Origin of the sequence: uncultured Granulicatella sp., assembly GCF_963528315.1 — a bacterium.
In the GTDB taxonomy this organism is placed as follows: domain Bacteria; phylum Bacillota; class Bacilli; order Lactobacillales; family Aerococcaceae; genus Granulicatella.
The window spans coordinates 1-26,328 of the sequence record NZ_CAURVV010000022.1; the positions used below are offsets into that span (position 1 = coordinate 1).

General features: G+C 32.2%; 27 protein-coding genes. 3 read left to right on the top strand and 24 right to left on the bottom strand.

The genetic code is table 11. The features are described 5' to 3' along the window. Nucleotides 1–73: 73 nt before the first annotated feature. The 7 genes from RYK07_RS05770 to RYK07_RS05800 form a co-directional block, all read right to left on the bottom strand. Nucleotides 74–385 (bottom strand): hypothetical protein, encoded by a 312-nt coding sequence (locus RYK07_RS05770; RefSeq protein WP_006703501.1) that lies wholly within the window; start codon nucleotides 383–385, stop codon nucleotides 74–76. A 67-nt stretch (nucleotides 386–452) separates the two neighbouring features. Continuing rightward, entirely contained in the window at nucleotides 453–1,199 is a 747-nt protein-coding gene (locus RYK07_RS05775; RefSeq protein WP_314852864.1) for an NADPH-dependent oxidoreductase, read from the bottom strand. A gap of 75 nt (nucleotides 1,200–1,274) precedes the next feature. Beyond that, nucleotides 1,275–1,937 carry an adaptor protein MecA gene (locus RYK07_RS05780; RefSeq protein WP_314852865.1) on the bottom strand — a complete coding sequence of 221 codons (663 nt, stop codon included), beginning with the start codon at nucleotides 1,935–1,937 and terminating at the stop codon, nucleotides 1,275–1,277. Nucleotides 1,938–2,053: 116 nt separating this feature from the next. After that, on the bottom strand, nucleotides 2,054–3,076 hold the full coding sequence (locus RYK07_RS05785) for a lipoate--protein ligase (RefSeq protein WP_314852866.1): 1,023 nt from the start codon (nucleotides 3,074–3,076) through the stop codon (nucleotides 2,054–2,056). A gap of 85 nt (nucleotides 3,077–3,161) precedes the next feature. Next, nucleotides 3,162–3,920, bottom strand: coding sequence for a hypothetical protein (locus RYK07_RS05790; RefSeq protein WP_314852867.1), 759 nt, complete (start codon nucleotides 3,918–3,920; stop codon nucleotides 3,162–3,164). A 167-nt stretch (nucleotides 3,921–4,087) separates the two neighbouring features. Further along, nucleotides 4,088–4,984, bottom strand: coding sequence for a zinc metalloprotease HtpX (htpX, locus tag RYK07_RS05795; protein ID WP_314852868.1), 897 nt, complete (start codon nucleotides 4,982–4,984; stop codon nucleotides 4,088–4,090). A 21-nt stretch (nucleotides 4,985–5,005) separates the two neighbouring features. Further along, on the bottom strand, nucleotides 5,006–5,563 hold the full coding sequence (locus RYK07_RS05800) for a LemA family protein (protein ID WP_314679246.1): 558 nt from the start codon (nucleotides 5,561–5,563) through the stop codon (nucleotides 5,006–5,008). Between the two features lie 140 nt (nucleotides 5,564–5,703). On the opposite strand from RYK07_RS05800, the gene RYK07_RS05805 reads away from it, so the two are divergent. Next, the gene (locus RYK07_RS05805; RefSeq protein ID WP_314852869.1) at nucleotides 5,704–6,420 is read left to right on the top strand and encodes an SMI1/KNR4 family protein; all 717 of its coding nucleotides are present in this window, start codon (nucleotides 5,704–5,706) and stop codon (nucleotides 6,418–6,420) included. An 86-nt stretch (nucleotides 6,421–6,506) separates the two neighbouring features. Here the strand turns inward: RYK07_RS05805 and RYK07_RS05810 are convergent, their stop codons facing one another. The 8 genes from RYK07_RS05810 to groES all read right to left on the bottom strand — a co-directional run bounded on the left by RYK07_RS05810 (nucleotide 6,507) and on the right by groES (nucleotide 14,526). Next, the gene (locus RYK07_RS05810; RefSeq protein WP_314852870.1) at nucleotides 6,507–8,192 is read right to left on the bottom strand and encodes an ABC transporter ATP-binding protein; all 1,686 of its coding nucleotides are present in this window, start codon (nucleotides 8,190–8,192) and stop codon (nucleotides 6,507–6,509) included. A gap of 12 nt (nucleotides 8,193–8,204) precedes the next feature. Beyond that, nucleotides 8,205–8,933, bottom strand: coding sequence for an ATP-binding cassette domain-containing protein (locus RYK07_RS05815; protein ID WP_314852871.1), 729 nt, complete (start codon nucleotides 8,931–8,933; stop codon nucleotides 8,205–8,207). Nucleotides 8,934–9,065: 132 nt separating this feature from the next. Continuing rightward, nucleotides 9,066–9,806 (bottom strand): ABC transporter permease, encoded by a 741-nt coding sequence (locus RYK07_RS05820; protein ID WP_314852872.1) that lies wholly within the window; start codon nucleotides 9,804–9,806, stop codon nucleotides 9,066–9,068. Between the two features lie 165 nt (nucleotides 9,807–9,971). Continuing rightward, nucleotides 9,972–10,607, bottom strand: coding sequence for a TetR/AcrR family transcriptional regulator (locus RYK07_RS05825; protein ID WP_314852873.1), 636 nt, complete (start codon nucleotides 10,605–10,607; stop codon nucleotides 9,972–9,974). 586 nt (nucleotides 10,608–11,193) lie between these two features. After that, nucleotides 11,194–11,715: a transcription repressor NadR gene (locus tag RYK07_RS05830; protein WP_314852874.1), complete on the bottom strand. Its 522-nt coding sequence runs from the start codon at nucleotides 11,713–11,715 to the stop codon at nucleotides 11,194–11,196. A 2-nt stretch (nucleotides 11,716–11,717) separates the two neighbouring features. Beyond that, nucleotides 11,718–12,248 carry an ECF transporter S component gene (locus RYK07_RS05835; protein ID WP_399546454.1) on the bottom strand — a complete coding sequence of 177 codons (531 nt, stop codon included), beginning with the start codon at nucleotides 12,246–12,248 and terminating at the stop codon, nucleotides 11,718–11,720. Between the two features lie 369 nt (nucleotides 12,249–12,617). Continuing rightward, the gene (gene groL, locus RYK07_RS05840; protein WP_006703486.1) at nucleotides 12,618–14,237 is read right to left on the bottom strand and encodes a chaperonin GroEL; all 1,620 of its coding nucleotides are present in this window, start codon (nucleotides 14,235–14,237) and stop codon (nucleotides 12,618–12,620) included. A 19-nt stretch (nucleotides 14,238–14,256) separates the two neighbouring features. Further along, nucleotides 14,257–14,526 carry a co-chaperone GroES gene (gene groES / locus RYK07_RS05845; protein WP_006703485.1) on the bottom strand — a complete coding sequence of 90 codons (270 nt, stop codon included), beginning with the start codon at nucleotides 14,524–14,526 and terminating at the stop codon, nucleotides 14,257–14,259. Between the two features lie 159 nt (nucleotides 14,527–14,685). Here groES and RYK07_RS05850 point away from each other — a divergent pair, with 159 nt between their 5' ends. Continuing rightward, nucleotides 14,686–14,964, top strand: coding sequence for a DUF4305 domain-containing protein (locus RYK07_RS05850; RefSeq protein ID WP_314852875.1), 279 nt, complete (start codon nucleotides 14,686–14,688; stop codon nucleotides 14,962–14,964). Between the two features lie 626 nt (nucleotides 14,965–15,590). Here RYK07_RS05850 and plsX read toward each other — a convergent pair. From plsX to RYK07_RS05870, 4 genes are all read right to left on the bottom strand, one after another. After that, complete coding sequence (plsX, locus tag RYK07_RS05855; RefSeq protein ID WP_314852876.1) at nucleotides 15,591–16,598, bottom strand: phosphate acyltransferase PlsX; 1,008 nt, start codon at nucleotides 16,596–16,598, stop codon at nucleotides 15,591–15,593. After that, a complete protein-coding gene (gene recG / locus RYK07_RS05860) occupies nucleotides 16,591–18,642 on the bottom strand; it encodes an ATP-dependent DNA helicase RecG (protein ID WP_314852877.1) in 2,052 nt (683 codons plus the stop codon). Before recG ends, plsX begins: the two co-directional genes overlap by 8 nt. 218 nt (nucleotides 18,643–18,860) lie before the next feature. Beyond that, on the bottom strand, nucleotides 18,861–20,540 hold the full coding sequence (locus RYK07_RS05865; protein ID WP_314852878.1) for a DAK2 domain-containing protein: 1,680 nt from the start codon (nucleotides 20,538–20,540) through the stop codon (nucleotides 18,861–18,863). Between the two features lie 34 nt (nucleotides 20,541–20,574). Beyond that, a complete protein-coding gene (locus tag RYK07_RS05870; protein ID WP_227930892.1) occupies nucleotides 20,575–20,937 on the bottom strand; it encodes an Asp23/Gls24 family envelope stress response protein in 363 nt (120 codons plus the stop codon). 263 nt (nucleotides 20,938–21,200) lie between these two features. Here RYK07_RS05870 and rpmB point away from each other — a divergent pair, with 263 nt between their 5' ends. After that, on the top strand, nucleotides 21,201–21,389 hold the full coding sequence (gene rpmB, locus RYK07_RS05875; protein ID WP_006703478.1) for a 50S ribosomal protein L28: 189 nt from the start codon (nucleotides 21,201–21,203) through the stop codon (nucleotides 21,387–21,389). A gap of 44 nt (nucleotides 21,390–21,433) precedes the next feature. Here rpmB and RYK07_RS05880 read toward each other — a convergent pair whose 3' ends face one another. The 5 genes from RYK07_RS05880 to rsgA all read right to left on the bottom strand — a co-directional run bounded on the left by RYK07_RS05880 (nucleotide 21,434) and on the right by rsgA (nucleotide 26,187). Continuing rightward, entirely contained in the window at nucleotides 21,434–23,491 is a 2,058-nt protein-coding gene (locus RYK07_RS05880; RefSeq protein WP_314852879.1) for a heavy metal translocating P-type ATPase, read from the bottom strand. After that, nucleotides 23,491–23,772, bottom strand: a complete 282-nt coding sequence (locus tag RYK07_RS05885; RefSeq protein WP_314852880.1) for a DUF6110 family protein — start codon at nucleotides 23,770–23,772, stop codon at nucleotides 23,491–23,493. The genes RYK07_RS05880 and RYK07_RS05885 overlap by 1 nt, the downstream gene beginning before the upstream one ends. A gap of 168 nt (nucleotides 23,773–23,940) precedes the next feature. Then, nucleotides 23,941–24,615, bottom strand: coding sequence for a thiamine diphosphokinase (locus tag RYK07_RS05890; protein WP_314852881.1), 675 nt, complete (start codon nucleotides 24,613–24,615; stop codon nucleotides 23,941–23,943). A 14-nt stretch (nucleotides 24,616–24,629) separates the two neighbouring features. After that, nucleotides 24,630–25,274, bottom strand: coding sequence for a ribulose-phosphate 3-epimerase (gene rpe, locus RYK07_RS05895; protein ID WP_006703474.1), 645 nt, complete (start codon nucleotides 25,272–25,274; stop codon nucleotides 24,630–24,632). 22 nt (nucleotides 25,275–25,296) lie between these two features. Then, complete coding sequence (gene rsgA, locus RYK07_RS05900) at nucleotides 25,297–26,187, bottom strand: ribosome small subunit-dependent GTPase A (protein WP_314852882.1); 891 nt, start codon at nucleotides 26,185–26,187, stop codon at nucleotides 25,297–25,299. Nucleotides 26,188–26,328 lie beyond the last annotated feature (141 nt).

Genomic DNA, 26,328 nt, shown 5'->3' on the forward strand with positions numbered 1-26,328 from the left:
TCAGAATTTTATAGTGCTTTCTTCTATTTTTGAGACTTTTTGCCCAGCCTCTTTTATTTTGTAAAATATCATTTTATTTAATTTTATGTTTGTTCATTTTTTCTGCAAAAATATTTGTCATAATTTCTCTTAATTCTTCTCTTTCCTTTTCAGGTAAAGGTCCTTCTTGTTTTGCTACTGCATAAAGTTCTGGGTATTGTTTTGCCACTCTTGCTACAGTTCTTGTTGTTGCATGGGCTCTCACTAAAAATGGAATTTTCTTAATCCATTCGCTAGGTACTAATTCAAGAATTTTTTTTGCAGCTTCTTTATCCGTAATGACAGAAGTCGTTAATCCCGCATTTATTTGTTTTTGTTCATGTTCTGTAAAATCTTTAATATCCATTGTCATCCTCTTTTCTTTACTCAACTTTATTTTAATTGTAATCAGTTCATTCAAAAAATCTAATATTTTATTTTTTCAAAAATCCTTGTTGCTGAATTACTTCTAATAACGCTAATCTTTTTGGAGGTAATGTTTCCATTTTATCTGCCACTTGTTTGCTGAATCGATCCACTCGATGATTTGAATCTCTTGTATCGTAGTAACCTGTAATTTCTTCATCATACGCTTCAATGTCTTTTAATGGATTTTCTAATGCTTGATAGTGATTTTCCATATACATCACTTCTTTTGGTAAGCGTGGTTTTAATTGAGGTTCTTGATTTGGCCATCCTACTGCTAATCCAACTGCTGGGAATGTATATTCTGGTAATCCTAATAAATCGATAATTTGCTGAGCATCATTATGTAAACTTCCTAAAAATACAGTTCCCATTCCTAATGACTCTGCAGCTACTACCATATTTTGGGCAGCAATCGTTGCATCTGTTAATTCAGCAATAAAATAATCTGCTGTTCCTTGTAATTTGGCTGGTCTATCTTGCGCCTTCGTTAATTGAACATTACGATGATAATCTACTACAAATAAAAATAAATGCCCATTATTTTCAACATATGGTTGTTTTGAAATTGCAGCAAAGGCAGCTTTTAATGTTGGATCTGTAATACTAATAATCGAATAAGCTTGCATAAATTTACTCGTTGCAGTATGTCTTGCTACATCTACTAATAATTCCACTTCTTCTTTTGTTAATTCTTGCTCCTTAAACGCTCGAATGGAGCGGTGGTTTAATTGTGTTTGAATTGTTTCATTCATGATTTTTACTCCTCTATAAAAATAGTGGAGTCAGCAAATGACAGAAATTGTTTTTGCTCACTTCCACTATTTACATTATTTAAAATATTTTTTAGCTGTTTCAATAGCTTTCTCTTTTATCATTACTTCGCCATATTCTTGAACAACTTCCCAAGATACTCTAGAAAATTCACCAAATTCTCTTAAAAGAGCTACATCTGCAGTAAAATCTTCTCCTCCAAAAACATCTTGGTATACATGTAGAAAATAATAGTTACTATATCGATATAAAGATGATTTTTGAACATTATATGGATACATTTTTGCTAACTGAACAAAATCCTCAAATGAGTCAAAAAATACTGTACAATCCAGTGGCTCCAATATTTTTTCTTTTTCAACGGGCGCCTCTACTTTTTTCTCTTTTTTTGGTTTTCCCATTCGATGTCCTAAAGAATGTTGAATCGTATCGACTAAATTTCGAACGAACCGTTCGCTATCTGCTTCAATATCTTTTTTTTCAACATATTTAGTAACATATAATTCAATACCTTCTGGATTTGGCATCACTTGGAAACTCATACCTTCAGAATCTTCAAATTGATCAATGACATCCATTTCTACTAAAATACTATGGAAAAATTCTTCTATTTCTGTAGGATTAGCTAATAATTCTGAAACAGAAGTGCCACGTTCTTGTAAATCTTCATTTTCAATTCTTACTAAAATAGTATCATCATTTATACGTTCCATTTCCATAATATTCACCTCACTTACATTACATTTAAAAATTCATTCATTATTTTTTAAGAATAGTACTATTGTAACGAATTTTCATAGAATGTAAAGTAATAACACCTTTTCTATCATTCGTATTAGCTCAATAATAACTCTACTAATTCTTCAGCAGTCACATTTCCAAAATATTTACGAACATCAATCGACTCAAACACTCTAGAAACTGCATCTCTTTGATATTCAATTCCTGTTAATTTTTCTTCTACGTCACTAATTTCTCCAAGTCCGAAGAAATCTCCATTAATTTTAATCTCTTTAATATGATTTTGTTCAACATTTAAGTGGAATTCAACTTGTCCTGCTGTTGTACGTTTCGATTGTGTTAACGCAAATTTTGGATTTTTTCCATAGTTCCAATCAGGATTATTAAAATAAGTCTTTCTCAACTCTTCAATTTTTTCCCAATCTTCTTCTGTTAGAACATATTCTTTAATAAGTGAAGTATCTTCCACTTCGAAAATATTTTTCAATAATACTTCTCTAAATTGCAAAATATCTAAATCTTGGAATTCTTCTGCCAAATAAGGCTTAATATTTGTGACACGTGAACGAACTGATTTAATTCCTTTTGATGCAATTTTATCAGCTTTTGGACGTAATAATTGCGGTAAAATCGTCACATCCACATCTAGCATCAATGTTCCATGAGCCGTTAAACGACCATTATTTGAGTACATTGCATTTCCTGAGAATTTCTTTCCATCAATGAGTAAATCATTTCTTCCTTGAAGTTCAGCGCCAGTTGCTCCCATTTTATGTAGCGCACGAATAACTGGTTGTGTGAATTTTCCAAAATCACGGAAACTATCTCCATCATCTTCTGTAATAAAGCAGAAGCAAATATTTCCCATATCATGATAAACGGCTCCACCACCAGAAAAACGACGAACTACTTGAACTTTTAATGAATCGACTCCATCTTGATTCACTTCTTCATAAGTATTTTGGTTTTTCCCAATAATAATCGCATTTTCGTTTACATAAAATAACAAAATCGGCTCATCTAATTTTTTCTCATTTAATAAGAAATATTCTATAGCCAAATTCGTTGTTGCATCATAGATTTCTTTCCCATTTCTTTGATTTTTTACATAATACATAACCTACCCTCATTTCTTATTTATTACAATTATTCTATCAAAAAAACGTTCTTAAAGAAAGTAAGCTACTTCTCTTAAGAACGTTCTATAGGATATCTGTTTTTCGTTTAAAAATATCTAATGTCCAACCTTGCTCTTCATGATAAATCAGTTGACCAAATAAATTATCTTTAATATACACATTTTCCATAACATGATAGCGATCTTCTGCTACATATAGCGGAATTGTATATTCTAGTAAGTCTTTTTTGATTCTTTCCGTTGAAAATACCATGCCGACTTTAAAATACGTCACTAATTCTTTTATCAATTCTACTGGCAAATCTATAGCATTTTTCTCTTGATTGAAAAATAATCGTCTATTTAAACGAGTCATTTCTTCGCTCATTTTGTTCGTCAATTGAGCAGCCAATTGTCGATAAAAATCATCCATCTTACGATAATACACTTTTGTAAATTCTTGCCCTAAATTTAAAAAGATAAAATTATTTTGTAATTTATAAAAAAACGGAGAATGCAAATGTGTATTCGCATGCGAAATATACAATAAGTCTGCAATTTCTTGAGGTGTTAATTGATGTAGAAATTCTAATGATTCAAAATCAATCCAATTATATTCTGTCGCACTATTTTGAATTTCTTCTAAAAAGGCAATAATCTTCTTCTCATCTTTTATATAATAAAATCCTGTATAATCATCATAAGTTGCTAATGGAGAACGTCCCTTTAATAATAATAAATTTTTAGGAACTTCGTTTTGTGTCAATACTGCTGGTTGAAAGTTCACTGAACTACTTAATACATGATTCGAAATCGAATCCAAATGTACATAAATTGATTGCATCACAAAACTCCTCCCTTATACTTATTCTACATTACTATTATAGGGGAAATATCCCTGTTTATGTATATTTATTTCATTACAAATTCCATGTGAAAGCTTTTTCTTTGTAACAAAAATGAAATAAAGACAATTGAAGCCTTTGCTATAAAACTTCAATTGTCTTTATCCTACATTTCTCTTAAACGTTTAATACGATTACTTGTTGCAGGATGTGTTGCAAACCAAGAATCTTTCTCTTCATTTCCCTTTTTAAAAGGATTAGCAATATATAATGCTGCACTTTGAGGATCAGCTTCTTCCATCGCTGGAGCTTGAGAGATTTTTTCAAGTGCTGAAATCAATCCTTGAGGATTTCTAGTAAATTCTACTGCTGTAGCATCTGCTAAATATTCACGATTTCTTGAAATTGCTAATTGTAAAATCGTAGACATAAATGGCCCTAAAATCATTGCTAAAATGGAAATCACCATCATAATCGCTGCAATTCCATTATCCTCATCTTTTGATCGTCTCGAAGAACGACCAAAAAACATCATTCGACTTCCAAATTGTACTAAAATAGCAATCACTGCACCAAGTGCAATCGCAATCGTTTGTAATCTTACATCATAATTTCGAATATGAGCAAATTCATGAGCTAAAACTCCTTCTAATTCCTCACGATTCAATCGTTGTAATAAACCTGTTGTTACAGCAACTGCTGCTTTTTCAGGAGAAATTCCAGTTGCAAATGCATTTGGAGAATCATCGTCAATCACAAATATTCTTGGTCTTGGAACTTTTGCAACCATCGCCATATCTTCCACAATATGCCACAATTGAGGTGCTTGTTCATATTCCGTCACTTCAGTCGCATGATTTAATCGCATCACAACATCTGTTGATTGACTAATCATCATCATTGTATACAATCCACCTGCAACTAGTGCAATAACCATTCCGGCAACAGCATTATCCATTACTGTATAACCTAATCCAATACCTACCAGTAGAAATAAAATTAGATATAATCCTACTACCAACCATGTTTTTCTTTTATTGGCAGCAATTTGTTCATACATCATCTTCTTCACCTACGCCCAATTTTAGAATTGAACTTTTGGAACTTCACGTGCTTCTGTTGGAATTTCTAACATTTGTTCTTTTGTAAATCCACCAAAATTCGCAATAATATTATTTGGAATCATTTGAATTTTAATGTTATATTGTGCCACGCTTGAATTGTATAATTGACGTGAATAAGCAATTTTATTTTCTGTATTTGTTAATTCTTCTTGTAATTTAATAAAGTTTGTATTTGCTTTTAAATCAGGATAGCTTTCAGAAAGCGCAAAAATTGTTTTTAATGTTCCACTTAATTGATTTGAAACATCCATTTTTTCTTGAACTGAAGCATTGCTTCCCATATTTGTTAATTGATTTCTCATTGCAATCACTTGAGAAAGTGTTTCTTGTTCATGTTTTGCATAACCTTTAACAGTTTCTACAAGGTTCGGAATTAAATCATTTCTTCTTCCTAATTGAACATCAATTTGAGCTGCTGCTTCGCTAACCCAGTTTTTTAATTTTACTAAGCCATTATATGCAGATACAGCCCAGATAATGACTACTGCAATAATTCCTAAAATAATCCATAATGTCATATTGACACACTCCTTTATATTTTATACAGTTAATTGTAACAAATCGAATGAGTTTTGAAAACTTTTATCGATTAATTGAGCATATTTTATCATATTTAGTATTACTTACCTCATACTTTAGACCTATTTTTGGAGGAATCATGGCACTCATTCAAAATCCTTATACCAAAACATTACTAGAACTTTCAACTCCTATCCATCATCATTGGACTATTGAAGACTTACCTGAAACTTATCTCCAATGGATTCAAAATGAAGGAGCAGGTTACTTTCTTCATTCGAAAATTGACACAATCGAACCGACTCGTTTCGGATTAGACTATACTCTCTTAAATGGTATTGCAGGATTAGAGCAAGGAAATTGGACGAGTGTATTGGATGACTGTTTTTCCCCTGAGAACACAGGACTACCTAATTACTTTATTCCCTTTTTTAAAGATGAATCTGTTTACTATTGTTTTGATTATCTTGAAAAAGGAAAAGAACCTAGCATTCGCCTCATAGATGTAGAAATGGATCAATGGTTAACAATTGCTTCTTCTTTTGAGGACTTAATCAATTCTCTAAAACTTCATGTTGAAATTGTTGATTTTGACCACCGTCATTGGATTACCAAAAATACTAGAACGCAACAATTGGGATTATTCCATCCTGAAAACTTTCAAAGCTTATTAGAAATTGAAGAGGAAGAAGATTTTAATAGCTATATTTACTGGCTTACTAAAGGTTTAGAGCAAAATGCTCCGATTTCTTCCACTGCACAAGAAGCACTCGATTTTTTACTTGAATATCGAAACCAAGAATTAGAAAACTCCCCAGCTTACAAATTGATTCAACACAAATCAACAAATAACTGATAGAAAAAAACAAGACTTACCATTCAGTAAGACTTGTTTTTTGTTTTCCTCAATTTTATCCTAAGTAAATCCGATTTAATTTAGTATTATGATTCACTAAATTTAAACAGCTTATAAAATTCACCTTTTCGATCCATCAAGTCATCAAAAGAGCCATCTTCAACAATCCTCCCGTCTTTCATAAAAAGAATTCTATCGTATTTTTTCAAAATAAGCTCATTCAACTTATGCGTAACAACAAGAGCTGTTAAATCTTGAATTTTCAAAATTGAATTTTCAATCTCAGCAGTAACTTGATTATCCAAAGATGAGGTAGCTTCATCTAATAATAAAATTGGAGTTTTTCGAATTAAAGCACGTGCAATACTAAGTCTCTGTTTTTGCCCTCCAGATAGGTTTGATCCATTTTCTCCACACAAAGCTTGTAGACCTAAATCATTCTCTAATACATAACTGTCTAAACCAGACTGTTGTATAGCTTGTTTTATATCATGTTCAGTAAAGGATTGATTAAGAGTAATATTTGCTTTTAAAGTATCATCAAAAATATAAACATCTTGCTGGACAACTGTCATTAAATTATAAAGACTCTCCATTGAAATAGCTTGTAAATCTTCATTATCAATTGAGATATCTCCACTAGTTACATCATAAAAACGCAACAATAAATTAAGTAAAGTTGATTTTCCACTTCCTGACCTACCTACAATAGCAATTTTTTCTCCCTTTTTAATCTTCAAAGATAGATTAATAAAAATCCTTTCTTCAGCATTTGGATAAGAAAAATCAACATTTGAAAATGTAATTACTTCATCAAAATATTCTTTTGTTTTTCCCTTTTGAAATTCTGGTACATCGTATACCTTGAAAGCTTCTAGTGTTACCTGACCTTCACGGAATTTACTTATTCCCACACCAACCTCATTTAGTGGCATTACTACAAAATTAACTAATTGAACAATAGCTGTTACACTCCCAATAGAAATATAACCATTAAAAACAAGATACATTCCTCCTCCAAAGGCTACTAAAAAAACAATCATTCCTGAAAGCTGAGAAATAATATTAGCTAAAATATCAAATTTACCTTTTATAAAATATATCTCATCCAAGTTTCCACTTTCATGACTATAATCCTGATGAATAACCTCTTTCACATTAAAACTTTTAATGACTAGAAAGCCTGCTATAATATCTTTAACCTTAGCTAAATATTTCTGTTCTGCAATCATAACACTATTTTGAAGATGGGCTGACTTTTGTCCAATAAATCCTGAAATCATCATAGGAATAATACTGGCAATGATAACTAATAATGTTAAAAACCAATTACCTATAAACATAGCTATTAGTGAAAAAATCATTAAGGAAAGATTTTTTGAAATATGAAAAAACTGGTACAAGAAATCTTGTTCAACTTTTTTCATATTTTTAGTCAAAATTGAAATAAACTTCCCTGATGTTTCCTTAGAAAATTCTCTATAATCTCTATCTAAAATAGATTGGAACACCTTGTTTTTATATCTTGCCATAATTTTTCTAACAAGCTTATTTCTCAATCGAAAGGATATAAAATTAAGACCAGCATAGATGAATATAACAACAGCTCCCACAAGTATTGCTTGAGTTAAATCTTCTTTATTTTTAGACATTCCACTATCAATAATCCCTTTAATAGAATAAGCAAAAGCAATATTAATTAAAGGAACAAGTATATTAAAAATCATGAAAGCATAGAAAGCCTTCTGATGGTTCTTTATTAATTGTTTCATTCTTAATCTGCCTCATAATTCTTGATTTTTACTTAAAAAATGTGACATAAAATATTCTTCTAAGTCAATATTTTCTTGTATCAGATCTTTCATATAAACCTGTTCAATCATTGTTCCATTTTTGATAACACCAATCTTATCTGCAATCTGAGAAATTTCCGATAAAATATGACTTGATATTAATATTGTAATTCCATATTCTTTTGAAAGTGACAGTAAAAGATTTCGAATCTCTTGAATTCCTACTGGATCCAAACCATTAATTGGTTCATCTAAAATTAATAATCTGGGTTTCGTTAAAAAAGCACGAGCTAAACCTAGCCTTTGTCTCATTCCCAACGAAAATTCTTTTACTTTTTTTGTCGTATTTTTTAATCCGACCATTTTTAAGGCACTTATTATGTCTAATTCGGTAATATTCTTTCCCATGTATTGAGCGTGAATTTCTAAAATTTCTTTTGCAGTACGGTCTTGATAAAATATTGGTGTTTCAATAATACTACCAACCTGACTTAAAATTTCCTCTCTACATTCTTGTAAATTTTTCCCGAAAATTTCAATACTACCTGACGTAATCGTTAATAAAGATAACATGCATTTCATTAACGTTGTCTTTCCAGCACCATTAGGTCCTAAAAAACCATAGATTTCTCCTTCAGCAATTTGAAGGTTAATATCACTCAAAATTTCTTCCTTATCTATTGTTTTAAAAAGTTCTTTTATTTCAACAATATTTTCCATTTCTATCCCTCTCTTTCAATATACGGTTTCAAAGTGAGTCATTTTCCCTCAGTTATATAAATTACAAAGGTTCCCTTTTTATTCATTCTTTTATTTGAGAAAAATCCTCTCACTTGAATAAACTCAGCTATACTACTCGATATTAATATCTTTTTTTGAAATCATATAAATTGAAAATGAAATAATCATTAAACTTATAAAACTAGCAAATACTAAAAAAAATACGTTATCAACAAAATTATTCATTAAACTTCCAGGAGTTACATTAGAAAGTAGTGCTGCTAAACCAAGACCTGAAAGCATTGTTATAGGAGTTGAATACTTAATCATTCCTAAAACAAAAGGGATTAAACCGATTAATACTGTTCCAAACGTAATTCCGACTAAATTAATCAAATGATTCGTTAATGGAATATAATTTTCCCCTGTTAAAAATGCCATTAATTTAATAAATAATTGAATAACAATATGTGCAGTAAAATGAGTAATAAATGATAGTAGGACTACTGATAACATTTTCCCCCATAGTAATTTCATTTTCGAAATAGGATAAACAAACAACTGAAGAATTGTTCTTCGTTTAAATTCATCAATAATAATACTAGACAATAAATAAGATTCAAAAATTAAAAACGCTGCTTTTGTAAATAAAGATGAAAACAATGACGCTGCAACTGCCCAACCTTCCCATTTACTTGTACCTCTAAAATCATTAAAACTCTGTCCAACGAATTCTACCAATTTATTATCCGTACCTAACCCCATAATTATAATTCCTGTAATACCTGATACTATAAATATGGTAATCAACCAAGCTAAAAATAATTTAACTTTTGAAACTTTATTTAATTCAATTTTTATAAGCGACAACATAAATTTTTTCCTCCAAAAATTAAACTTTGTTTACATTATTCTAAAACTATTTTACATACTTTCGGTATGTTAAGTAGTAAAAAATAAACATACTAAAGGTATGTGTAGTAGTTTTTTAATACCACACATAGAGTATGGTATTTTAAAAAAATTTATACATAAAACTTATTTACTGCTTTTTAAGTGATCAAATAATTTGAAAATTATTTCCATCATTTCATCAGTAATCAACTGTACTCCCAGGCCTTCAAAAGTTAGTTTAATGAAATTCATTTTACGCTTTAATTCCTCTACTGTATAAATAGAAATTTGGAACCCAATCCAAATATTTAAAGTTAAAATAATTAAATCTGCTAATTCTTCAGGATATTCTGTTTTAATTGATTTATCTTTAACACCTTCAAAAACCTTTTCTCTAATACCTGGTAAAAAATCAGAAAATAGATTTAAATACTGTTCTCCTAACAAACGTGGACTTCTTAACATAATTGAAGCTGAGTATACGAGTCTTTGTTGTTCAAAATTAGAAAAAGAATCCATTAAAGAATTTTGTATTTTTTCTAATCCTGTTTCTCCTCTCCAATTATAATTTAAAATTTGTTGATTATTTTCACTAATAATTGATTGCAATATTTCATTTTTTGACTCAAAATGATGATAAATAACACCTTTTGTTAATCCACCTAATCCATCGATGATATCTTGTATTGATGTATTATCAAATCCTTTTTCTAGAAATAATTCTTTAGAAACTTCTAATATTTTTCTTCTTGTTTCTTCCGGCTTTCTATTTCTCGCCATTATAACACCTCCTTTTTCATACCGGTAGTATGTATCTTGGATTATAATGAACCAACTTTACGTTGTCAAGCACACTGTTATTTTCTTTAAATTAAAGAATTAATTTTTAATTTCAGTTTAAATAACTCTTCTAAAGTATTTTTTTATCTAACTTTTAGAACTAAGTACAAAAATGACCAAAAAAGTTAGACCTAAAACCTAACTTTTTTGGTCACTATAATTCTAAACGCACTCCCATAAATACACGTCCAAAAAGTAAGACTTTCTATAGTAGTACCAGTGATAAAAACTACCACTGCAGATTTTATCACTAGAAAAGTTGAAACCCTAGGCTCAATTCTTAGCCATGAAACCGAAGGTTTGCTAGCGTCGCATACTACTATAACAGAAAGTCTATATTCTAAACGAACTCCCATAAATACACGTCCCCAAGTTAGACTTTCCATAGTAGTACCAGTGATAAAAGCTGCACCGCAGATTTTATCACAAGAAAAATTGAGACCTAGGCTCAATTTTTAGCAATGAGACTCGCTTTTGCGAGGCTGCTTGCGTCTTCTACTACTATGACAGAAAGTCTATACAAAATTTATAAAGAGTCGTCGATTAAAAATCCCAACTTTCTCAAAGCCTTCTCAATTTCATCTAAATCTTGCTTCGTATCAGCTTCCACTAAATGATAATGAACCCCATCCGTTAACTCAGACAAAGGACGAAACTCCGTTTCCTCTACTTGCTTCATAAAATGAACAATATCTCTTCGACAAGTCATTTTCAACAACGTTTGAATTTCCCCATATACTGGATGATCCACTAAAACCGTTTTGACCTTACCACCATTATCCACAATAGCAAGTAATTCATCTTCAATATCATCAATCGTATGTTTCACCTTAAACAAACGATGCATTTGTTGTGGTTGCTTAGAAGCAGAATGAATATAGCCTCGATTCGTCGAGATAATATCTTCCCCATCTGCACGTAAAATGGCAATATCCTGAACAATAATTTGTCTTGTCACATGAAAATGGTCCGCTAATTGCTGTCCGTTAATCGCTGATGAAGATTCTTTTAATAAACTCAATAATTGCTTTCTACGTGTAATGGTCACTATTAACCCTCTCTCTTATGGATTTTCTTTAATGAACGATAAATACCAATCGCTACTACATAGTCTACCATACTATGAATAATCGTACCAACTCCAACTAAGACAATTAAGACATATAATAATTTTTGAAGATCTTGACCTGTCACACTATAAAATACAAAACATACAAATACTTCACCAATGGCATGAATAATTGCTAAAACAATATTAAAAATCCATGAAGATTTTTGACTTTCTAATATATTCGGGAACTTTCTCAAATAAAGAGCTCCTAAAGTTCCAAATAAAATATGAGAAAATGCTCGCAAAACGATAATAAATGGGAATCCTGCTAGGAAGAAACCAATGGTAGAACCTAATACAACAAATACCGTCATCCATGGAGAAAGAAACATCGCAATAAAAATAGCTACGTGACTTCCTAAAGTATAAGATGCCGGTGGAATGACAATTTTGAATGGCATTATAATTGGAACAACAATCGCAATTGCTGTTAGTAAAGCTGTTAACGTTAAAAATCTATTCTTTTTCATTGAATATATCCCCTTTTTCTACTGTATATACAGTAGTGTATACCACAAATTTACAGATTTCAATGCTTTTTTATGAAAATGAGAGAATTTTTTCATAAAAAATGAAAAAGACTTCCCGAAGTAGCCCACGCCCAGTTACGTTCACTTTGCTACTTCAAAGAAGTCTTACTTTTATACGTTCACTCATAAACACTCGTCCATATAAATAGACTTCTTGCGGTAGCTCGAGTGATAAAAACTGCTACTGCAGATTTTATCACTGGAAAAATTGAGACCTTAGGCTCAATTTTTAGCAATGAGACTCGCTTTTACGAGGCTGCTTGCGTCCTTTTTGCTACTTCAGAGAAGTCTAGTTTATATACATAACAATTACATCATACCCATTCCTGGATCCATTCCAGGCATTGCTGGTGCAGCTGGGATTGGTTTATCTGCTACAACTGCTTCTGTTGTTAATAATAAAGCAGATACAGAGGCTGCATTTTGTAAAGCAGAACGAGTTACTTTAGTAGGATCTACAATCCCTGCTTCAATCATATTCACCCATTCATCACTTGCTGCATTATATCCAATTCCTAACTCTTGAGCTTTCAAATGAGCCACAATTACCGAACCTTCTAATCCTGCATTTGTTGCAATTTGACGAAGTGGTTCTTCCAACGAACGAGAAACAATTTTCGCTCCTGTTGCTTCATCCCCTTCTAATTCTAAAGCATCTACTGTTTTTTGAACATTCACTAGTGCAGTTCCACCACCAGAAACGATTCCTTCTTCAACAGCAGCACGTGTTGCATTTAAGGCATCTTCAATACGTAATTTTTTCTCTTTTAATTCTGTTTCAGTTGCAGCACCTACTTTAATAACAGCTACTCCACCTGATAATTTTGCTAAACGTTCTTGTAATTTTTCACGATCAAAATCACTTGTTGTATCTTGTGCTTGAGAACGAATTAAAGCTACACGATTTGAAATTAATTCTTTTGAACCTGCTCCTTCAACAATAGTTGTATTGTCTTTAGAAACGACTACTTTACCAGCTGTACCTAATTGTGCTAAAGTAGCATCTTTTAATTCTAATCCTAAATCTTCTGTAATAACTTGAGCACCTGTTAATACAGCAATATCTTCTAACATCGCTTTACGACGGTCACCAAATCCTGGGGCTTTAACAGCAACTACATTAAATGTTCCACGTAATTTATTTAAAACTAATGTTGGTAATGCTTCTCCATCTACGTCATCAGCAATAATTAATAATGCACGACCTTGTTGCACAATTTGTTCTAATAATGGAATAATTTCTTGAATATTAGAAACTTTTTTATCTGTAATTAAAATAAATGGATTATCTAAATGAGCAACCATTTTATCGTTATCAGTTACCATATATTGAGATAAGTATCCACGATCAAATTGCATACCTTCTACAACATCTAATTCTGTTTCAATCCCTTTAGATTCTTCAATTGTAATAACGCCATCATTTCCTACTTTTTCCATTGCTTCTGCAATTAAACTACCGACTTCTTGAGAACCAGAAGAAATAGCTGCTACTTGAGCAATTGCTTCTTTTGATTCTACCGGACGAGAAATTTTGTGTAATTCTTCTACAGCAGCACGTGTTGCTAATTCAATCCCACGACGAATACCTACTGGATTTGCTCCTGCTGTAACATTTTTTAAGCCTTCACGAACAATTGCTTGCGTTAAAACTGTTGCAGTTGTTGTTCCGTCTCCAGCAATATCATTTGTTTTAGAAGCTACTTCTGCTACTAATTTAGCTCCCATATTTTCAAAATGATCTTCTAATTCAATTTCTTTTGCAATTGTTACCCCATCATTTGTAATTAATGGTGAACCAAATGCTTTTTCTAATACAACATTACGACCTTTAGGTCCTAAAGTTACTTTTACAGTATTTGCTAAAATATCTACTCCACGTAGCATCGATGCTCTTGCATCTTCCGAAAACTTAATATCTTTTACCATTTTTCAGTTCCTCGCTTTCTTATTGTACAATTGCAATAATATCTTGTTCTTTTACAATAATGTATTCTTGACCATCTAACTTAACTTCAGTTCCTGTATATTTTTCAAAAACTACACGGTCTCCTACTTGAACTTGACGATCTTTTTCTTCGGTAAATTCACTAACAGCTAACACTGTCGCAAATTGTAATTTTTCTTGTGCTGCAGTTGGTAAAAATAACCCTCCTGCTGTTTTTTCTTCTTGTTCTACCATTTGAATGACAACACGATCTTTTAACGGTTTTAACATATTCATACCTCCTTGATTTTTTAGCACTCATTCTTCTTAAGTGCTAACCACAATACTATAGTACTCATTTGGTCAAAAAAAATCAAGAAAAATTACTTGAAAATTTCTCTATTATCTTGTAAGATTTTTTTAAAGAATAATGATGGGGAGGGCTTTTTGATGATTAGTAAACAACAATTTTTTGTACATTTTATAATTGAAATTTTTATTGCTTCTTTCTTTATATTTTTAGCAGTACAATTACTTCCCATTCGTGGTTGGGAATTTTCAACAATTTTTTGTTGCGTTTTTGCCACATTTAGTATTTCAAATGCTATTCGAATGTTAAATTCTTATCTCGCCATGAGAAAATTAATCAATGAAACCGCAGATTTAATTGAAAAGAATTTTACATTTATGGAAACAGAAGATGAAGATTCTGATTCTCCAAAAGAATAAGAGAGGTTATCCAATTGAATAAAAGAATCTTAATCTATTCTCTAGGAACTACTTTTATCCTTACAATTCTCGTTTTGCTTTATGGAAGCTTCACGAATAAATCTATGTTAGACTTTGTTTATATTGGAAATACTTTAACACTATTGAGTTTCCCTTTTTTAATCATAGGCTTAACTCTATTAGTTATTCAATCTGGAAACTTTGACTTTTTCCTTTATAGTTTTCGTTCAAAGAAAAAAGAGTATATTCCACAAAAGAAAAAATCGTATCAGTCTATCATTCAATTTTGTTTATGGACTTTTGCATTGTTATGGATTATTTCAATTCTATTAACATTCCCAATAATTTTTAATTAATCAACGAAAAAAGTGACGTCTGCCAAAACAGCACGTCACTTTTTTTCATACTTACGCAGAAAAAACTTTGCATCCGAAACAGCAAAGTCTACTTCTCAAACGTCCCCTCATAAATATCCGTCCAAACAGAAAAGACTTTGCATAGTAATACTAGTGATATAATCAGCAGTGGCTGATTATATCACACAAAAAATTGAGACCAAGGCTCAATTTTTAGGCATGAAACAGCAAAGCTGTTTGCTGCCGTCGTCTATTACTATAAAGCAAAGTCTATTTCTCGTTCTCCTCAAAATAGTCAACCAAATCTTTCACTACGCCACTTCGAACAATCGTATCAATTTGCTTCAACGCAAAATAAACACTACTTGCACTAGAAGAACCATGAGCCTTCACTACAGGAGCCTTCAATCCAAATAATACTGCGCCCCCAAATTGAGAATAATCTAAAGTATTTTTCAATGAACGGAAAGTATTCTTCAATAATAAAGCCCCTAGTTTTCCGGTAATCCCTTGATTTAAAATATTTTCCTTTAATAAACTCATCATTGTTAAAGCTGTACCTTCAATCGTTTTTAAAACTGCATTTCCCGTAAAACCATCAGTTACAACAACATCCGCAATTCCATTTAAAATTTCTCTTGCTTCAACATTTCCAACAAAATTAATCGATGAATTTTCTTGAAGAAGTGGATACACACTTTTTACTAAATCATTTCCTTTACCTTCTTCAGTTCCATTATTTAATAAACCAACTGTTGGATTGTCAATCTTTAATACATATTTTGCATAGTACGAACCTAATACTGCAAATTGTTCTAAATTTTGTACTTTACATTGAGCATTTGCACCAACATCCATTAAAATAAATTGACGATTTTCTTTTCCAACAACTGGTAAAACTGGCATTAATCCTGGACGATCAATTCCTTTAATACGACCAACAATTAATAAACCACTCGCTAGTAATCCACCAGTATTTCCTGCTGAAAATAGCGCATCTGCTTCGCCATCTTTCACTGCTTGAGCTGCAACTACCATAGAAGCATCTTTTTTACGACGAACAGCCTTAACCGGTTCATCTTCACTTGTTACTTTCTCACTACAATGAATAATTCTAATATTTGGCAGAGTTTCTGTCATCACTGCTTGAATACTATCTTGATCTCCATATAATTGAAATTCATTTTCTGGATATTCTTTTGCTGCTTGAATAGCACCTGCTACAATTTCTTTAGGAGCGTGGTCTCCACCCATTGCATCAATAGCAATTTTAACCATTTAAAACTTCCTCCGTTTCACGACTTGTTTGTTCGATAAATTCTTGTATTTCTTTATAAGCTACACTGTCCTCTTCTTCGATAACAAATGTAATAGCATCTTCTCTTGCTTGTTCTAGTATATCATAATCTTGTACAATGTCAGCCACTTTAAACTCTGGAATTCCAGATTGACGAAGTCCAAAAACATCTCCAGACCCACGTAATTCTAAGTCTTTCTGACTCAAATAAAATCCATCTGTTGATTCACACATAATTTGCATTCTTTGTTTTCCTTGCTCTGTTTTAGGTGATGCAATTAAAATACATGTCGATGCATGTTCTCCACGTCCTACGCGTCCTCTTAATTGATGTAATTGAGCTAATCCAAATCGATCTGCATCTAATATGACCATTACAGTGGCATTTGCTACGTCTACACCTACTTCAATAACAGTTGTAGAAACTAGTACTTGTACTTCATTTTTTTGGAAGGCATTCATGACACTTTCTTTTTCATCACTTTTTAAACGTCCATGTAATAAACCTACTGACAAACGATTTTCAAATCGTTTAGAAATCATTTCATAAATTTCTGTAGCATTTTGGACATCTAAATTTTCACTTTCTTCAATTAATGGAGAAATGACATAAGCTTGTCTTCCTGATTGGACTTGTTTTTCGATATAATCATATACTTTTTCCAACTCTTGTTCTTTAACCCAAAATGTTTTAATTGGCTGTCTTCCTTTAGGAGCTTCTTTTAAGATGGATGTATCCATTTCTCCAAAAGTCGTAATGGCTAATGTTCTTGGAATTGGGGTTGCTGTCATTTGCAGCACATTTACTCCTGTTCCTTTTTGTGCTAATTGCGCTCTTTGTTTTACTCCAAAGCGATGCTGTTCATCAATGACAATGAAAGCTAAATCGTGATAAATGACATCTTCCTGGAATAAAGCATGAGTCCCCACTAAAAGTTGAAGTTCTCCCTTTTCTAATTGCTCTAATAATTGCCGTCTTTCTTTAAGAGTTGTTGTTCCAGTAAGTTTTCCAACTTTGAGTTCTGTTTCTTTTGTTAAAGCACAAATGGTTTCGTAATGTTGATCTGCTAATAATTCTGTCGGAACCATTAAACAAGCCTGCTTTCCTGTTAAAGCAGTCGCTACCATTGCAATTGTAGCAACAACCGTTTTTCCACTTCCAACATCCCCTTGTAATAAGCGACTCATTTCATAAGGCGCTCTTAAGTCATAGCAAATTTCATTGACTACTTTCTTTTGCCCTTCTGTTAATGTAAAAGGTAAAGTTTGAATAAATGCCTTTAATGCTGCATTTTCATATAAAATACTTTGTCCTTTTTGAGAATGATGTCTCTTCTTTTTTAAGCTCTGTAGTTTTAGTTGGTAACAAAATAATTCTTGATACACTAATTGCTGTCTAGATTGTTTTGAATGACGTTCATCTTTTGGAAAATGCATTCCTTCAACCGCTTCTGGATGTGATAGTAATTGTCTTTTTTTCTGAATGGAAGCAGGCAATGGATTTGGAATATTTTCTTTATACAACGATAAAGCTGTTTGAATTAATTTCAATAATGTACTTTGTCGAATGGATTTATTCGTTCGATATACCGCTTCAAAATTGGACGTTTCTTCCATATCTTCTTTCGTAGAAATAATTTTCATTCCCATTAAAGTAGATCGTTTGGCATCCCATTTTCCAAAAATAATACATTCTTGATGTTGAATTAACTTATTTTTCAAATAGGGTTGGTTAAAAAAGGAAACTTGGATAACTTGTTCACCAATCGCCATTCGACAAGATATTCGATTTTTCTTAAAGCCATAATAATGAACGACTGGTTCTGTTACAATGATTCCCGCTAATGTGACTTTTTCTTGATCCATGATAGTGGAAACATCTCTTACTTGAAGGTCTTCGTAGCGAAATGGAAAATGGGTTAGTAAGTCATAAATGGTATCAATTCCTAAGTCATGTAATGGTTCCATTCGTTTAGGTCCGACACCCGATAAAAATCTTACGGATTGAAATATTGTTTTATCCATTTCTTCACCTCCAATAGTCTTATTCTTTTATAGTTTAGAGAGGAAAAGAGATACTGTCAACTGTTGTTGTTTTTTTAATAATTTATAGACAAGAATTTTCATAGTAGCAAGATCGCCAGCAGCCTCGCGAGCGAGTCTCATGGCTATTGCTACTACTGTTTCTATTATTTCTATCGACAAAAAAGACTGGACATTTTTTGCCCAGTCTCTCTAATATTTTATTCTACTGCTAATAAATATGCATATACAGGTTGCAAACCTTCATGTAATTCTACTTCAATATCTGGGAAATGTTCTTCAACATAAGAAACAATTTCTTCGGCTTCAGATACTTCTACATCTTCCCCAACTAAAATTGTTAAGATTTCAGATTCATCATTCACCATTTTAGCAATTGTATCGATTGTTGCTTGTTTGCGATCTGGTACACTAATTAAAATTTTACCATTTACAATACCCATGAAGTCATTTTCTTTAATGTCTACTCCATCAATGGAAGTATCACGAACGGCATTTGTAATTTGACCGCTTGTCACTAGTGACAATTGTTCTGTCATAGCTTCTTTATTTTCTTCAAGGCTTGCTTGTGGGTTAAATGCTAATAATGAAGATAATCCTTCAGAAATTGTTCTACTTGCCACAACTGCAACTTCTGCATCCTCACTTACTTCAGCAGCTTGATTTGCAGCCATTAAAATATTTTTATTATTTGGTAAAACAATCACTTTTTCAGCATGAGCTTCTTTTACTGCTGCTAAAATATCTTCTGTACTTGGGTTCATTGTTTGACCACCATTAATAATTGTTGTCACACCCATGCTCTTGAATAATTCATGGATTCCTTCACCCGCAGCTACAGCAACAATTCCATATTCAGCTTTTGGAGCAACTGCTTTTACTTTTTCAGTATAGTCAGTTTTTAAAACTTCCTCATGTTGCAAGCGCATATTGTCAACTTTCACTTTCATTAATGAACCAAAGCGTTGACCATAATTCATCACTTCACCAGGACGTTCTGTATGAACGTGAACTTTAATAATTTCATCATCCGCTACAACTAATAAAGAATCTCCTAATTCATTTAAGTAATTACGGAATGTATCATAATCAAAAGTATCCACTACTGTTTCACCTTCGCCAATACGTACCATAATTTCAGTACAGTAACCAAATTGAATATCCGCTGTAGAAGCATGTTCATAATCAATGCCACTTTCATGATGAGCCACTGAACTTAAATCAATTTTATTCGTTGATAATGCTTGAACTGGAGTAGCTTCTCCTGTTAAAGCTTCGTAAAATCCATTATAAATAAATACTAAACCTTGACCACCAGAGTCAACAACGCCAACTTCTTTCAATACAGGTAATAAATCTGGAGTTTTATCTAATGATTTTTGAGCTCCACGTAATACAGAACCCATTACTTCAATAATATCGTTTGAACGTTCTAATTTACGAACGCCTCTTTTAGCAGACTCACGGGCAACTGTTAAAATAGTTCCTTCAACAGGTTTCATCACTGCTTTATAAGCTGTTTCAACTCCTTTAGTGAATGCTTCTGCTAAATCTTCACCTGTTAATTCATCTTTTCCTTCAACTGCTTTTGAAAAACCACGGAATAATTGAGATAAAATAACTCCTGAATTTCCACGAGCACCCATTAATAAACCTTTTGCTAAGTCTTGCGCTAACTCACCTACTGTTTGCGCAGAAGAATTTGCTACACGCTCTGCACCTGATTTAAATGAAAGGCTCATATTTGTACCAGTATCACCATCTGGAACCGGAAATACATTCAATGAATTGACAAATTCAGCATTTTCACTTAAACGTGCTTCACCAATTTCTACCATTGCTCGAAAATCTTGAGCCGTAATAATATTTTTTGTTACCATTGATTCTTATATCCTCCTGACACACCATCAAAGCTTACGCTTCAATGATTTTTACTCCTTGAACATAAACATTAACAGTGTTCGCAGAAAATCCTAACATCGTTTCTAAATTATATTTTACTTGTTCTTGAACATTGCGACAAATTGCAGAAATTTTAGTGCCGTAACCTACGATAATATACACATCAACAGCTACGCCTTCTTCCTCTTGACGAATCACTACGCCACGAGAATAGTTTTCTTTTTTCAAAATTTCATTTAAATTATCACGAATATGATTACGGCTGGCCATTCCAACAACTCCATAGTTATCTGTTGCTGCGCCACCAACTACAGTTGCAATAACTTCATTGCTTAATTCAATTAACCCTTGTTCTGTTTGAATTTTGACTGTCATTTTTGTAACCTCCTTAAAATTCGTACAATCTATTTTTTACAGACTGTTCGATGATTCTTTATTATTTTATCATAAATGATGAATTTTACCTAACCTTTTATGCATGAAAATGCGCTACCAAAACAGATTTACAAAAATTTATACTTTATCTTGGACTCTAGCTTGCATTCTATCGTCAACTATGATAAATTATTTAAGTATATGATTTAGTTTAAAAATTATATCAGCTGATCAATGATTTAAATTAAAGGAGGAGAATGACCATGGCTAAAGTATGTTATTTCACTGGACGTCGTTCTGAAACAGGTAACACTCGTTCTCACGCTATGAACGCTAACCGTCGTACTTGGAAACCAAACTTACAAAAAGTTCGCGTTTTAATCGATGGAAAGCCTAAAAAAGTATGGGTTTCAACTCGTGCATTAAAATCAGGTAAAGTAGAACGCGTTTAATTTAGACAAATAAAAAGACTGGACAATGTCCAGTCTTTTTTCTTTTATTTAATATAAGTAAAACTTTTTCCAATAATGACGGTTGTTGTCAAATTATGGAACACAGCTAATGTACTAGGCGTTAATACATTAAACAATCCTAATCCCATTAGAGAAGTATTTACCCAGACAGTTGTATTCAAGTTTCTTCCTAATTGTTTTTGCAATTGTGCAGAAATATCATCTAAAACAAGAATTCCAGATAACGTTTCTTCTAAGAATACAATATCACTAGCTTGTCTAGCAATATCTGATGAACTTGCCATTACTACCCCAACATTTGCTTTAGATAAAGCAGCCGAATCATTTAGACCATCACCAATCATAAAGACACGATGTCCTTTATCTTGTAAATTTTGAATGACTTGATGTTTCTGTTCTGGCTTCACTTCAGTATAGACTTCATCAAATTGAATCAGCGAACAAATAGATTCTGTTCGTTTCTTCGTATCCCCAGTTAATAAAATAATATTCTTTCCACGTTCTTTTAACGATTGTAAAACTTCAATCGTTTCCGGACGCAATGGTGTATCAATTAAGAAAATCGCAATTAATTTTCCTTTATAGCCTAAATACAATAGGTGATACCATTGAGTATACTCTTCAATAATTCTAGCTTGTTCTTCAGAAATTTCCACGTGATGTTCATTCAACAATTCTAAACTTCCGATAACAACTTTTTCACCATCAATCGAAGATAAAATTCCTTTAGAAGCAACATGCGTTAATTTACCATGCATTTCTTCATGTTCAACTCCATCATCTTCTGCCTTTTGCACCACTGCACTAGCAATTGGATGATAAATATGCTCTTCTAAACACGCTGCAATTCTTAATACTTCTTCCTCTGAATAGCCACGATAAGGTAAAATCTTTTGAATTTTTGGAACCCCTGTTGTTAAAGTTCCAGTCTTATCAAACACATAGGTGTCAATCATTGGATATTCATCTAGTGAACTAGAACCTTTTACAACAATTCCTCTTGTAGAAGCTGCTTTAATAGCTGTTAGATAAGTCACAGGGGAAGATAATTTTAAGGCACATGAATAATCTACTAGTAAGAACGTTAATGCTTTTTGCACGGATCTTGTTAATAAATAGGTCACTGCCATTCCTATGAAATTATATTTCACCAAGCCATCTGCTTTTTCTAATAATTGTTTTTGTTGTTTTGATTGATGTAATTCACTTGTTTTCATTAATTGAACAATTTGTTGTAAACGTGAATTTTGTTCAGCATTTGTAACTTTTACTAATAATTCACCTTGTTCTACAACCGTATTGGCAAAAACAGTATCTCCAACTTTTTTAGATACTGGGAAAGCTTCTCCAGTTAATGAACTTTCATTTAAAAATCCACGACCAGATACAACTGTTCCATCAAAATAAATCTCTTGTCCTTCAGTAGCAACGAATACATCGTCCACTTCTACTTGATGACTTAATTTTTTGAATCGTTCTCCGTCTTTTTCAATCCATAATTCATAAATATTATTTTTTAGATTTTTCTCCAAATCTTCAACGGATTTTTTTTGAGACCATTCATCTAAATCATCTCCAAGATTTAATAAGAACATAATCGTATCAGCTGTTTTATGATCTCCCATTGCCATCGATGTTACAATCGCTACAAAATCCAAAATACTCATGGATAATTTCTTTTCTAAAACAGATTCAAATGCAGCTTTTCCGAATTTCTTCATTTTCCATAATAACCAGAAAATTTTTAATGGTTGCGGAATCAATACTTTTGCAACCAATTTACGGTAAATATGGGAAGCTACAATATCCACAGGTGTCACTTGAGCATCCACTGTAAAATCTCTTTGTTTTTCATTTAAAGTAGTCACCTCTAAATGATCTAGGAAACGATAAACACTTGATTCATATCCTGTTTCAAAAGTAAATGCGATATGCTTTTCATCTTTATAACAAATGATTTGCGTAATTTCTGGAAATAGTCTTTTTTCTTCTTCTAAATACAACTGAACAGCAGCTGTACATCTAAAAGGAACTTCCAAACGCACTCTATTTTTTGATTGAGCTTTAATTGTTACTTTCATTATTGTTCACTTGTTTCTACTGTTGCTAAGTTAGCTGCTTTTTCTTCAACATATAAGTCATTTGCTTCAGCTAATACATCATCTGCATGTTGTTTCAATTGAGAAACTGTTGCATCTAATCCATCTTTTAATTTATAAGATACTGCTACAGCTTTTGCAGCAATATGTTTTGTGTCTTTGTTCGCTAAAACTTTAAGTCCTACAGAACCTACTACAACACCACTTACAAAAACGCTTGTTTTTTTAACGATTTTTCCTAATTCTAAAACTTCTTTTAACATAAAAAGACCTCCAAATATATACTTTTTTTGAACCTTCAACAGACTCATATATAGTATATCTCATTTCACAAAAAATTCAACTCAAAAAAAGAATCACACTTCTATTTTATAAAGAAAATAAAAGTGTGATATAAGTTTTATTCCTTTTAATGCAGAATTAATTCCGAATCATCTCCACGAATCTCTTGTTTGACCCACGATGATTCCACCAGACTCAAATGAAATTTCCATCTTTTCATCGATAAATTCATTACTAATCAATGCGATTGGAAAATCATAATTTTGATGATTCAAAGGATATTTCACCTGTTTTAACGTTAATTGTTGAACAGGACCCATTGAAATAAACGATAAATAATTCGTATCCACTATTTTATGAATGACATAATCTCCTGGGGTTAAAAAAGAAATATGATTCCATTCATCTTCTAGTGAAAGATACGGAATTAATGCTTGTAATTCTGGACGAAACATAGTCCATAAACAGCTAATGGCATGGTCCACTCTTCCTCCAAAAGCCCCTAATACATGAACTTTTTTTTGAGGATATGACTTTGCAATCCACATTAATGCTTCTTCAAAATCTGTAAAATCTTTTTCAGAAGGAAATTCAATCATTTTTAAAGCATAATTTTTTAAAGCTTCTTTATCCTCTAGTGAAATCGAATCGAAATCTCCAATTGCTAAATCAATCGGTAACTCTTCCTCCATTAATTTCAAACAGCCACCATCTACTCCAATAAATTGAAATTCTTGATTATCCTTTTGCTGAAGCTTCTGATTCAACCATCGTCGTATAGCTCCTTTATCTAATGGTCCCCCAATGACTACGATTATTTCCATACCCAATTCCTCTTTTAAGCTTCTTTAATAGAATCAATTGCCTTTTTAATATCGTCTGCATAGTAAACATATGAACCTGCTACTGCAACGTCTACCCCTGCTTCACGACATAATTTAGCTGTCTGACCATTCACACCACCATCTACTTCAATTAAATAGTGATAGCCATATTCTTCACGTAATTCTACTAATTCTCTTACTTTATCTAATGTTTCTGGAATAAATGCTTGTCCCCCAAATCCTGGGTTAACAGTCATCACTAATACTAAGTCAACCATTCCTAATACAGCACTAATGGCACTCACTGGAGTTCCTGGATTAATCACAATCCCTGCTTTTACTCCTTCAGATTTAATAAGTTGTAAAGTACGATGAATATGATTTGTTGCTTCAATATGAACAGAAATATAGTCCGCCCCCGCTTTTGCAAATTCCTTTACAAAACGTTCAGGTTCTTGAACCATTAAATGACAATCTAATGTTAATGTTGTAATGGGACGAAGTCCTTCTACAATATTTGGTCCAAGTGTTAAGTTAGGAACGAATTGACCATCCATTGCATCGATATGAATCCAATCTGCTCCTAATTGTTCTACTTTCTTAACGTCTTCTCCTAATGTTGCAAAATTTGCACTTAAAATAGAAGGTGCTACTTTCATGTTTTTGACTCCTTTATAACGATTATTTTTTTCTTTGATAAATTGGTTTTCTTTGGCTAATTTCTTCATAGAAATCTTGATAATGGTCATATCTTTCTTGCCAAATTTTCCCCTCTTTTACAGCTTCTTGTACGCCGCATTGAGGTTCATGTTGATGAGAACATTCTCTAAATTTACAATGAGTAGAGTATTCTTCAAATTCAGGAAATAAATGTGGAAGGTCTTCTTTTTCCACTCCAATAAAATCTACCGTACTAAATCCAGGGGTATCTGCTATCCAAACTTCTTCTACTTCATGTAGAGAAACTTGTCTAGTCGTATGTTTCCCACGACCTAATGCACTAGAAATTTCTCCAGTTTCTTGATTTAGCTCTGGAATTAATTGGTTCAACATTGTTGATTTTCCAACCCCAGATTGCCCTAAAAAGACCACTAGTTTTCCTTTATAGGAAGCTAAAAATTCACTTTGGTGTTCTTTTACTTCTGTAGAATACCATACTTCATATCCAACTTCTTGGTATTTCTTCTTCACTGCTTCTAGATGTTGCAATTGTGCTGAAGTTAATAAATCTACCTTTGTAATCAGTAAGACTGGTTGAATTTCCATTCCTTCTAAATATACTAAAAACCGATCCACTAAATGCGTTGAAAAATCTGGTTCCACAGCAGACATCACCACTACACCAATATCTACGTTTGAAACAGGTGGACGAACTAAAGCATTTTTCCTTGGATAAATTTTTTCAAGTACTCCTTGTTCCGGAGTATCACTTGTAAAATCCACAATATCTCCGACTAATGGAGATTGTCCCCTTTTTCTAAAAACTCCACGTGCTCGAGTTTGATAAATTTGATGAGAGGACTCGATATAATAAAAGCCACTTAAGGCTCGAATAATTTTTCCTTGAGGCATAATCGCTCCTTCTTTTTTTGTTATCAGTTACATTATAAAGATTTTCCAAAGAAATTGCTATGCTTTTTCCTCAACATCATCAAAAGAAAAAGAGGCTGGGCAGTAAGTCTCAAAAATAGAAGAAAGCACGTCCCGATTTTG